Raw genomic sequence first — 10,986 nt, forward strand, 5'->3', positions numbered from 1 at the left:
TGAGCCGCTTCGCTTGATCGATGCGCAGGCCGCCGTACTCCCGTCGCCACCGATAGAAGGTCTGGTCGGTTACCCCAAGGACCTTGCACACCTGGGCCACGGTCTCTCCCCTGGCCAGGCGCACCTCCGCTTCCCGGAGCTTGTTGATGATCTCCTCTGCCGCAAACCGTTTCCTTGGCATCGCTGCCTCCCTTTCCGTCCAGGCATTTTCCCACTTTGCGCCTGGTCTAGTTTTTGGGGGGCAGGTCATTCGCGCTTCCCGCTTCTGCTGTCCCATCGGACGAGCAGTGTATTGAACACGGATAGGGTGAGCAGGTTCACATCGAGCCAGGGGTTCATGCGCTCGATATAGTCCAAGTCATAGCGGAGCTTGGAAGCGGGGGCATCGGTTTTGTTGTAGACCTGGGCCAGGCCGGTAAACCCCGGGCGGACCTGGAGGCGCTTCTCGAATCCAGGGATCGAGCCTTCCAAGGTGAGTTGCTCGTCTGCGGCCAGGGCGCGCGGTCCCACAAGGCCGATATCTCCCTTCCACATGCTGAGCACCTGGGGAAGCTCGTCTAAAGCGGTCTTTCTGAGAATGCGCCCGACTCTGGTGACTCGTGGGTCGTGTTCAACCGTCCAGACAGGCCCTATTTTGTCCGCACCGACGACCATCGTTCTGAACTTGAGCACATAAAAGGTGCGGCCCCCTTTACCGATGCGTCTCTGGCGGAAAAATATCGGGCCGCGGTCTTCCAGCCAGATCAACAGGGGGATGCCTGTCCAGAGGAGAATCCAGAGCGGCGCGAGGAGCAGGTGGGTCAGCGCAAGGATGAGCAGGTCGAATGGACGTTTATAGCGTTCTCGCTGGGAGACCGTTGTAGGTATGAAGTATTTCGCTTGAATCTCAGACTGCGCCACGTGGTCAGCCCCGGGCTGCAGAGCGTGCTTTGTGTTGCGCCGGGCTAAGCTTCTTCGGCGCGCTAAGCCCCGCCTTCTTCGAGCGCCCTTGTTTATCAAGCTGGTCCCAGATCCACGGATAGGTCTTGGCTACGCCCTGTTTCAGCGTCATCTTTGGCTCCCATTTGAGGAGCGCTTGAAGCTTGCTGTTATCGCTGTTACGCCCGCGGACGCCTTGAGGCTTCGTGAGGTCATAGCGCTTAGTCAGGCGCTTTCCGGAGGCAATGGCAGCATAGTCAATGAGCTGGTTGATGGTCACCAGTTCATCTGTGCCCAGATTAATGGGCTGGGTGTAGCCGGATGCCATGATGCGGACAAGGCCTTCAACGCAGTCGTCTATATAGCAGAAGCTGCGTGTCTGCTTGCCATCTCCCCACACCTCTATGGCGCCCCCGTCCTCCGCCTCAGCGACTTTTCGCATGATGGCGGCAGGAGCTTTCTCTTTGCCGCCATCATAGGTGCCTAGCGGGCCGTAGATGTTGTGGAAGCGCACGATACGGACATCGAGCTTGAATTCCTCGTGGTAGTACGTCGCCATCTGCTCGGCGAAGAGCTTTTCCCACCCATAGCCCTTTTCCGGGTCTGCAGGGACGGCATCAGTCTCTTTCAGCGGCGTGACGTCCGGGCTGTGCTGGAGGTGCTGGGGGTAGACGCAGGCGGAGCTGGTATAGAGGTAGCGATCAACGTTCGCAAGGCGGGCGGCTTCGAGCATATGGTTGTTGATGAGGGTGTTGTTGCGTGAGAGAGAGGCGTGATTCGCCGTGATGTAGCCGATGCCCCCCATATCGGCAGCCAACTGGTAGACATCCTGGATGCCGCTGACCGCCCGGGAGGCATTCTCAAAGAACCGCAGATCCGAAAGCAGGAATTCGTCTGCAGGAGACGGTTCGTATTCCGGCAATTTGATGTCCACGGCGCGGACCCAATGGCCTTGAGCTTTGAAGCGCTTTACAAGATGATGGCCGATAAACCCGCCGGCTCCGGTGACCAGAATCTTCATAGGTGATACCTCGGGATTCCGTGCTTAGGATAGCTTTGGAGCGGAACCTTTCACGACACCTGTATCAGGTATCTTGGCAGGAGTTGCGCCTGCCTGCTCCTTTGTTAGAAAGTAGTTGCCAAGGGCAAGAACATCCATCCGGGTGCGGAGGAAGCATTCAACCGCTTCCTTGGGTGTGCACACGATAGGTTCATTTTCGTTGAATGACGTGTTGAGTACAACGGGCACCCCCGTAAGATCTTCGAACTGCCTGATAAGCTGCCAGTAGCGTGGGTTGGCGGCTTTATCAACGGTCTGGAGCCGACCTGTGCCGTCCACATGGGTAACCGCAGGGATGACCGCCCGTTTCTCCTGGCGTACAGGGTAGACCTTGATCATGAACGGATCCGGGTACGCCTTTTCAAAGAAGTCGCCAACGCGCTCGAGAAGGATGGAAGGGGCGAAAGGCCTGAACGGTTCGCGGCGCTTGATTCGCTCATTGAGCAAATCCTTCATCTCTGCGCGTCGCGGGTCAACCAGGATGCTGCGATTTCCTAGGGCTCGTGGGCCCCATTCTAGTTTTCCCTGGAACCATCCGACGACCTTCCCATCAGCAATCGCCTTTGCCGTTACCTGCATGAGCTCGCTATCGGGAAGTCTTGTTTCGGGGAGTCCATATGAGCGGAGAGTGGAGGCCATGGCCTCATCTGAGTATGAGGGGCCCCAATAGGAGCTTTGCATAACGAAGGAGCGGGGCTTCTGAAGGAGTTGGTTGTAGACATAATATGCGGCCCCGACTGAAGTGCCAGCGTCCCCGGCTGCAGATTGAATATAGACGTCCGTGAAGGGTGTCTTATCGAAGATTTTGCCATTGGCCACGCTGTTAAAAGCAACACCGCCAGCAAGACAGAGGGCCTTGGCAGCGGTCTTTTTCTGCAGGTGATTCAGGACGTGGAAGTAGACCTCTTCGAGTCGAGCTTGGAGTGAGTGAGCGATGTCTTCGTGACGGCGATCAAGGGGATCCTCTTTCCGGCGGGCGGGTCCCAACGGCTTGATGAGCTTGTCAGAGTAGCACTGCTGGATGGAGGGTTCGCCATCATTCCAGGTCATATTGACGTTGCCGGTGTGATGCTGGAAGTAGCGCAGGTCAAGCTCGAACAGGCCATCGGGTCTTTCGCGGACGATCTTGCGGAAAGCATCCAGATAAGCCGGGCGGCCGTATGAGGCCAAGCCCATCACCTTGTATTCATCGCCGTACCGAGTGAAGCCCAGGTATTGGGTGACGGCTGTGTACATGAGGCCGAGGGAATGTGGAAAGCGAACGGAATCGAAGACCTCAAGCTGAGAGCCCTTTCCGTTTCCAATCATGGTGCTGGTGAAATCTCCAAAGCCGTCTATGGAGGCAACAGCCGCTTGCTCGAAGGGAGAGACGAAGAAGGCGCTGGCCAGGTGCGCACGGTGGTGCTCGACCTGGTGCATGCGCGCGCGCAGCTTTGAGCGGTCAACTCCGAGGCTTTTCGCCAGGATTTCTTCAGCGCTGCGGACCTTGGCCATATTGCTGACGCGGTTGCGCATCCAGGATAGGCTGGGACGGCGCGTGAGGGCGTAAAGCGCCTTCCGCTGGAGGTTTTTCATCGGGTTCCGGGATATGGCGATGTGGTCCACATCCTCGATCTTCGCGCCGGCTTCCTCGAGGCAGTAGGCGATCGCCTGCGTGGGGAACCCCGCCCAGTGCTTGATCCTACGGAAGCGTTCTTCCTCGATACCGGCGATGAGCTTGCCGTCAACCACGATGGCGGCTGCGGCATCGCCGTGGTATGCGTTGATTCCTAGGATGATCATCTTTGCTGTGTATTCGTCCAGGTGGGGGACGTCATTATTGTAGCTGAAGGGGAGGGGTTTTCAGCTTGTTCGGAGAGTTCTTCACTCTATTTAGCGCGGCGGGTCTTCAATCTTGCCCGCTCCTCGTAGATCCTGGAGTCCACTTGGAATCGGAACCAGCAGCCTTGGAGGAAGTGGAAGATGAGCCCCTCCCGGCCATCCAAGAAGCCCAGCCGCACGAAGTAGCGATAGAACCAGTAGAGCCACGCTCGGAGGAAGAGGGGAGCGTTTCCGTAGAGAGAGACCCTGAGCCACCGCCGGCGCTGGACGGGATTGCCGAGCATCTTCGGCTGGACCTGGTCTTTCCCTGAGCGTTCTTGTTCGAGCTCCTGTGCCTCCATGCCTGCCCATCGGACATGGCGCAAGGTCCACGTTGTCAGATCCGAGGCGACAACATCTATGTAATCGTGATGAAGGCGCTTCACGGCACCGTCCACGACAAAGTGCTGATCATAGAGGCGATTTTCGCAGCGACCGTGCGCAGGCCGGAGGAGGCGAAGATGGTATGAGGGATAGTGGCCGCCGTGACGCATCCACTTGCCCATGAAGTAGGTGCGCTTCCGCAAGAGAAAGCCGTTCACCTGGGGCGGTGGATCGGTCATGAGGGAGTTGATTTCGGTGACGAGCTCGGGGGTAAGGCGCTCATCGGCATCCAGGTGGAGGACCCATTCGGTGGACTTGGGCATATGCTGCTGGGCCCAGTTGCGCTGGGCTCCATAGTTCTCAAAGGGGTGGGCGGCAACTACAGCGCCAGCAGCCTTAGCTATTTCAACAGTGCGGTCGGTGCTACCGGAGTCCAGAACGAAAACATCCGCCGTGAGGCCGCGGATACTCTGCAAGCACAGGGGAAGGTTGACCTCTTCGTTCAGGGTAAGAATGATGACGGTAAGTTTTGGCAAGGTGGTTGCTAAGGGTGGGGATGCAGCAGTTCGTTATCCGATGGGGCGGCTAACGAACTGCACGAGCTTGCTGAAAGGCTTAATGACCGGGACGAAGTAGCCCATGGGAAGGCGATTTTTCCGCCAAGACATGAGCACCTCTTTGTTGCCGCGCAGGATGTTGCGAAGGGATTTGTTGCTGTTCCCACCTGTCGCCATTCGGACGAGGACCCGAGGCACGTAAGCGGGCTTCGCCCGGTGCTTCATCAAGAACCGCAGGATGATTTCATAATCGGCTGAGACGCCGAGTTTCAGGTCGAAGAGGCCATGTTGCTGATAGAGGGACCGGCGGACGAAGAAGGTGGGATGGGGAGCCATCCAACCTAGATAGAAGCGCCAGCGGCGGTAGGGGACGCTCCTCCAGTAGCGGACGACGGAGTCATTCGCGTCCACATACACGAGGTCGCCGTAGACGGCCTGCACTGAAGGGTCCTCAAAGGCTTTCAGGACATCTTGAAGGACGTTTTCGTCTGCATAGCGGTCGTCGGCGTTAAGGATGCCGACTATCTCTCCGGTAGCGCGCTGAACGCCCTTGTTCATGGCGTCGTAGATGCCGCGGTCGTCTTCGCTGAGCAAGACGCTTAGCCGTGAGCGGTAGTTTTCAAGGATTTTGAGAGTCCCATCCTTGGAGGCTCCATCAATCACAATGGTCTCGAGTTCCCCCTGGAGGCGCTGGCCCAGAACAGAGTCTAAAGCTCTTGCGACACGCACGTCATTGTAGACGGGGGTAACGATAGAGATTTTCATGAAGCGTAGGCTGGGGACCTTTTGTGGGTGTTCAACCAATGACCAAGGACAACTAGGGCCCAAACTCTGGACCACGCGGGACTCTGCGGTTCGCGAAGGAAGGCCTGGCGGATGCGATTCACGCCCACGGGGTCAAGGAGATGCGTCTTGACGACTTGCTCCAGCCCTGCGTCCATCGTTTCTCGAAGCGGCCCCAAAAGCCACGCGGCGATAGGCAAGGTGAAGCCGCTCTTGGGCCGATCAAGCTGCTCTTCAGTGAAGAACTCACGGCAGGCTTCGCGTAGCAAGTGTTTCCCTTTAGTCCCGTGCGGCAGGAGTACTTTCCCTGGCAGGCGCATTGCCCAATCAACCAGGTCCCGGTCGAGGAATGGGACGCGAACTTCGAGGGAGTTGGCCATGCTGAAGACATCCCCGTCCCGAAGGAGGGTGTTCCCCAGGTAGTAGGCCGTCTCCAACCGCTGAACAGTGGCTACAGGGTCGTCAGGCACAAGATGAGGGTTCTCTCGCCTAGAATTCGCGTTGTGATATGCGGGCGAAAACCCCAGGGAACTGAATGAAACCCCTAGGGAATCAAGGTCTTGATCGGAGAGAAGGCGCCGCTGTTGGAAATAGATATCTGCTACGGACGGATCCCCTGCTGCAATGGCGACAGCCTTCGCTTTTGTTACACCATTTGATGTGCGTGTGGCTATTTTCACGAGCCCCACGCGCGCTGTGCGGGGAAGGTATCGGGCTGCGCGCATTGCCCTATACAGCTTCGGCACACGTGTGAAGGAAGGGTATCCGCCAAAGATCTCATCGCCCCCTTGCCCTGAGAGGGCAACCTTGAGGCCTTGTGTGTGGAGGGCCTTAGAGATGATATAGGTGTTCATGCCGTCCATAGTGGGCTGATCAAGGTGAGTGAACCACTCCTTGGCCCAATCGAGGGCGGTAGCGCCGTCCACGGGGCAGTTGCGGCTTGTGACGCCGTTATGCCGAGCTGCCTGGTTGGCGACCCGTTCCTCATTCACCGCCTGCTGATCAGGGAAGGTCACTGTGAAGGATTGGACGTTATTTCCGGACTGTTGGACTGCCAACCCAAGGACGGCAGTTGAATCCAGGCCCGCGCTGTGGAAGACGCCTACAGGGACATCGCTGACGAGGTGACGCTTGACCGATTGTCGGAGGAGCGTCTTGCCTTCTTCGATAAGCGCTGCTTGGCGGTCGCCGCCGGAGGAAGGCCATGCAGGGTTAGGCATATGCCAGTACGCGCCGCTTTGCACAAGGGCACCCTGTGGGTTGAACTCAGCATACGAAGCCGGAGGCAGGGGTACAATGTCCTGAAAGATAGAGTACGGCTCTTGGACCGCTCCGTAGGCAAGGAACCCGGCTAGCCCTTGGCGGTCAATCTGGGGATCCAGAAGGCTGGATGCGAGGAGTGATCGGATCTCCGAGGCGAACAGGAGATTGCGTCCTAAAGTGGAGGAGTAGTAGAGCGGCTTGATGCCGAGGTGGTCTCGAGCTAGGACAAGTCTGGAGCGTCGCGCGTCCCATACAGCAAAAGCGAACATTCCTCGGAGGAGGTCCAGACATCGGACGCCCCACTCCTGGTAGGCCCGGAGGAGGACTTCGGTATCGCTCCGGCTGCGAAACGTGTGCCCGGCAGTTTCCAGCCTGGACCGGAGCTCCATGAAGTTGTAGAGCTCTCCGTTGTAGACAAGGACATCGCCGGTATCCGGATTTACCATCGGCTGGCGCCCAAGCGGGGAGAGGTCTAGGATCGCGAGGCGACGATTGCCGAGACAGACCACTGATTCTCCCGACCGGCGTACCTCTAGGCCCTGTCCATCCGGCCCCCTGTGAGCCTGGGCCAGGAGCATTGATTGCAGCCGCGCCTGGGCGTTTTGAGGGTTGAGCGGCCCAAGAAGCCCAGCGATGCCGCACACTAGGCGGCTCCTGCAGTGGAGCAGGTGGGCACGGCTGGTTGGCGCTTGAGGACGGAGGCATAGGCATCAATCATGGCTGCTGCCACTTTCGGCCAGGCTAGGCGCGTTGAAGCATACTCCTTGGCTTTCTGACGCATCTCGGAGGCCAGTTGGGGATTTCGCAGCAAGCGTCTGAGCCCTTCGGCGAGCGCCTCGCCAGTTGAGGGGACCACGAGCCCGGCTCCCGCCTCGCCGACTTCGCTGAAGCCGACGCTCTCCGTTATAACAACGGGTGTACCCATGGCGAGCGCTTCGTTCATGGCCATGGAGTGAGCTTCATGCCGAGAGCTGAGGACGAAAGCAGTCGCATCGGCCAGCGCGGCAAGGCTCTCTTGCCGGCTCAGCATGCCGGTCCACAAGACTCGATGGGTCAGGTTTTTAGCCTGAACCAGGGCCAGAAGCTTGGCCTGCTCCCCTTCGTCAGGGCCGGCGAAGACCCACAGCAAGTCGGGGAATTCAGCGGCCAAACGCGCCAGGGCTTCTATCTGAAGTTCGAGGCCTTTACTCCAGTGCAAACGTCCTAGGAAGAGAATGATTCGCTTTCCTGAGGTTTCAGGATGCTTTTGCCTGAATTGACCTTCTTTGACGCTTTCAGCTAGGGCGGGGTCAATGCCGTTGGGGATGATAACGACCTTGGAGTTTCCGATAAGCCTTCGTGAGTCGTTCGCCTCGGTTCTTGTGAAGAAATGAAGGAAGGAGGCACCAGCGATGGTACGCTTCTCCAAAAGCCTGTGTGTGAGGGCCTTATAGGCACGCCTTCGACGGAGCGCGCCCTCCTGGAGCATGCCTCTGGGGGAGATCACGTACGGAACGGCATGCCTCCGGCAGGCAAACGCCGTGGCACTTATGGCGGCGTTCCAAAGGGAATGGAGGTGGACAAGATCGTAGGAGCTGATAACCGTGCTCAGTTTCGTGTAGTACGAAGGGGTTGGGACTTGGCGAGTCCCAGCCAGTGGAGAGAAGCGGGTTATGGGGAATTGATCATTCTCGGCGGAGGTTCCTTTGCGGCTAAACGTATACAGGACTGCATTTTTGCCGGCTGTCTGAAGCGCCTGGCATAGTGCTGGAACAGACTTAGCAGGGCCTCCCGTGTCAGCGTCTAGGCTTGGGAGGACGTGGAGGATGCGCATACAGGGTTAGAGGGCAAGCTTGACTAGGGAATCGGCCATTCGGGTAGAGAGAGAGGCGCGGGGTTCGCGTACCGCCCTTTCGCAGGCTTTCCAGAAATTTTCCGCGTACAGATCAAGTCCCCAGCGGGAGATTATGTCTTTAGATGCCTGCCCCATCGCTCGCCAGCGGTCTCTTGTTTCCCACATCTTGTTGAGGACGTCCGCAAAGCTTTCGGGTTGCTCTGGATCGAAGAGAAATCCGTTTGTTCCTGGTTGCACCAAGTCTTCGCGACAGCCGCAGCGATCCGAAACCAAGACGGGAAGCCCTGAGGCCATCGCTTCATTTACGGCCAGCCCCCAGGGTTCTGCGAGACTTGGCTGAAGGTACACATCTGCCTGGCGATAGGTTTCCGGGAGCCGGGAGTATTCAACGTGGCCTAGCAAGCGAACCCGGGCCTGTAGTCCGAGGGAGGAGATGGAGGCTTCGATCCTTGGGCGATCCGGGCCATCCCCAGCGATAAGCCAGTCCCATTGTGGATTTGAGCCAGCAAGCACCTTCAGGATCGTGAGGATGTTTTTCCTTGGCAGTAGACGGAGGGTGCTAAGAAGTGCCGGCCTAGGAGCCTTTGGCCCGGATGTGGCTACCTTCGCTGTTGCAGGCGACTGAAAGAATTCGTTCTCAACCACATCGCAGCCGACAAAGCAGCGCTCTGCAGGGATGCCAAGCTTTGCCATATAACGAAGGTGCGGCGCACCGCCAACAAAGGCGGTGTGAAATCGTTGAGCAAGCAGTTTGCGCATCCAGGCTTTGGCTGGGTTGCGGCTGCCATCTTCAGGTTGGCTATCGGAGATGACGACTCTAGGGATGCGTTTGCGTACTGACCAGCCAAGACCGATACGGGCTTCTCTAAACCCCCAGCCCGGCACAACCAAGACATCAGGGTTGAGCACATCCAATGCTTGGTAGAGAGAGCCGCGAAGCTGTTTTTGGGGGATAGCCCAGTAGTCGAGTTTGGGGAACAGGGTCAGACTCTGAAAGGCGCGAGGCGACTTTTCTTCTGGCCATTCATAGTCATGTTGAGAGGAGGAAATTTCGATGGAGGAGAGCGAGTGGCCTGCATCACGACCTAAAACAGCGGTGCGTTGCAGTCGAGCCTCATGAAACGGGGAGAACTTCGCATAGAGGATGGTCGCCTTCAAGAGGGATCACCGTCCAGGGAGCGGTCTCCTCGCGGTGATTGCCATGCCTCGAGCGGGCGTTCGCTGAATATCGGTCATGCCCGCGCGCGTGAGGCTTTTTCGAACATCCTTCTCGCGTTGGCTTATTTCGTACTTGGCAGAATATGAGTCAAAGGTGTCCAGGGTCGTCCAATGCCACGATTGCTTCAGAGTCAACCGCCCCCACCAGATCCTGGGTGATATCGGTAGTAAGGGCTGGAGTTTTTTCAGGATCGGAATGAATGACATAGGAAGCGCCACCGGAAAGAAAAAGCAGACCAGGAGGAGACTTATAGCCCAGTTTGCTTTCCGTGGAAGTCTCTGTGTCACGACACGGATGTAATTTCGGATCATCAGGAATCTGTACCAGCGCTTCTCGTAGATCCAGTAGGCGAGAGAGCCGCCTGGCTTGAGGAATGGTGGGAGTGCTTCCATGGCTTCCTTTGGATCGGGAGTGTGCTGGAGCACTCCGAGGGAATAGATCCTGTCAAAGGCTTGAGGGCGAAAAGGAAGCTTGTAAAGGGAAGCCTGGACGACATCTATTTCTGCTCCGATCTCGGTCATCGTTCTGCTGCAGGCCTCTACGGCGCCGGGGGCAAGATCAATTGCGACGACTCTTGCCCCCCACTTCGCAGCTATAGCGCTAAACCGCCCGGAGCCACAGCCTACATCGAGAACCAAAGCGTCTTTGACTCCCTCGGGATTCCATCCGGTTTCTACACGAAACCGGTTTTCGGACTCGCGTGTCCCGTTCAATTGGTCAACTTGGGTTCTCCGGAACTTCTCCCATTGCCAGCCAAAGTTGCCGACGTAGTCAGCTTCCGTGGAAGCGAAGCGCGGTATGCCGTTGATGATTTGATAGACGCGATTACAAAAGGCGCATTGTAATGAGCCGCTTTGAATAGGGTCAATCGGGTGGGCATCCTTCAGGACAAGGGACGCGTGGCACTCAGGGCAGGCGAGGATTGCGAGCAAGCTACGATGCATGTGTGGTGTTGAATTGGATTAGGAAATATAAGTGGGTGACCCCCCCCCGGGTTTGATGGAGGGCTCGTTTATTGAGTCCCGGCTCTTGCCGGGGCCAGTATAGCACCGTTGGTGGCCTCATACTCCGCTGGTGGCAGGTAGCCGATGGCGCTGAAGAGACGCCGGTTATTGAACCAATCCACCCACTCCAAGGTTGCCAACTCCAGGTCTTCCCTGCCGCGCCA

The 10,986-nt window shown here is 57.7% G+C and carries 11 protein-coding genes; all 11 read right to left on the reverse strand.

The window, feature by feature from the left end; translation table 11 throughout:
* On the reverse strand, positions 1–277 hold a 277-nt coding region (locus tag FJ039_11750), incomplete at its 3' end, for a transposase (protein MBM4406824.1).
* Positions 247–867 carry a sugar transferase gene (locus FJ039_11755; GenBank protein ID MBM4406825.1) on the reverse strand — a complete coding sequence of 207 codons (621 nt, stop codon included), beginning with the start codon at positions 865–867 and terminating at the stop codon, positions 247–249. The genes FJ039_11755 and FJ039_11750, both read right to left, overlap by 31 nt.
* Before the next feature lie 37 nt (positions 868–904).
* Positions 905–1,939: an NAD-dependent epimerase/dehydratase family protein gene (locus FJ039_11760; protein ID MBM4406826.1), complete on the reverse strand. Its 1,035-nt coding sequence runs from the start codon at positions 1,937–1,939 to the stop codon at positions 905–907.
* Between the two features lie 24 nt (positions 1,940–1,963).
* On the reverse strand, positions 1,964–3,760 hold the full coding sequence (locus FJ039_11765) for a carbamoyltransferase (protein ID MBM4406827.1): 1,797 nt from the start codon (positions 3,758–3,760) through the stop codon (positions 1,964–1,966).
* An 86-nt stretch (positions 3,761–3,846) separates the two neighbouring features.
* A complete protein-coding gene (locus tag FJ039_11770; protein MBM4406828.1) occupies positions 3,847–4,698 on the reverse strand; it encodes a glycosyltransferase family 2 protein in 852 nt (283 codons plus the stop codon).
* A gap of 33 nt (positions 4,699–4,731) precedes the next feature.
* The gene (locus FJ039_11775) at positions 4,732–5,484 is read right to left on the reverse strand and encodes a glycosyltransferase (GenBank protein MBM4406829.1); all 753 of its coding nucleotides are present in this window, start codon (positions 5,482–5,484) and stop codon (positions 4,732–4,734) included.
* Positions 5,481–7,433 carry an asparagine synthase (glutamine-hydrolyzing) gene (gene asnB, locus FJ039_11780; GenBank protein ID MBM4406830.1) on the reverse strand — a complete coding sequence of 651 codons (1,953 nt, stop codon included), beginning with the start codon at positions 7,431–7,433 and terminating at the stop codon, positions 5,481–5,483. Before asnB ends, FJ039_11775 begins: the two co-directional genes overlap by 4 nt.
* Entirely contained in the window at positions 7,409–8,578 is a 1,170-nt protein-coding gene (locus FJ039_11785; protein ID MBM4406831.1) for a glycosyltransferase, read from the reverse strand. Before FJ039_11785 ends, asnB begins: the two co-directional genes overlap by 25 nt.
* Before the next feature lie 6 nt (positions 8,579–8,584).
* Positions 8,585–9,757 carry a glycosyltransferase family 4 protein gene (locus tag FJ039_11790; protein MBM4406832.1) on the reverse strand — a complete coding sequence of 391 codons (1,173 nt, stop codon included), beginning with the start codon at positions 9,755–9,757 and terminating at the stop codon, positions 8,585–8,587.
* A gap of 6 nt (positions 9,758–9,763) precedes the next feature.
* Positions 9,764–10,762: a methyltransferase domain-containing protein gene (locus FJ039_11795; GenBank protein MBM4406833.1), complete on the reverse strand. Its 999-nt coding sequence runs from the start codon at positions 10,760–10,762 to the stop codon at positions 9,764–9,766.
* 68 nt (positions 10,763–10,830) lie between these two features.
* The coding region (locus tag FJ039_11800) for an IS3 family transposase (protein ID MBM4406834.1) at positions 10,831–10,986 on the reverse strand (156 nt) is incomplete at its 5' end.

The sequence above is a fragment of the Chloroflexota bacterium genome (assembly GCA_016875535.1).
Lineage (GTDB): Bacteria > Chloroflexota > Dehalococcoidia > SHYB01 > SHYB01 > VGPF01.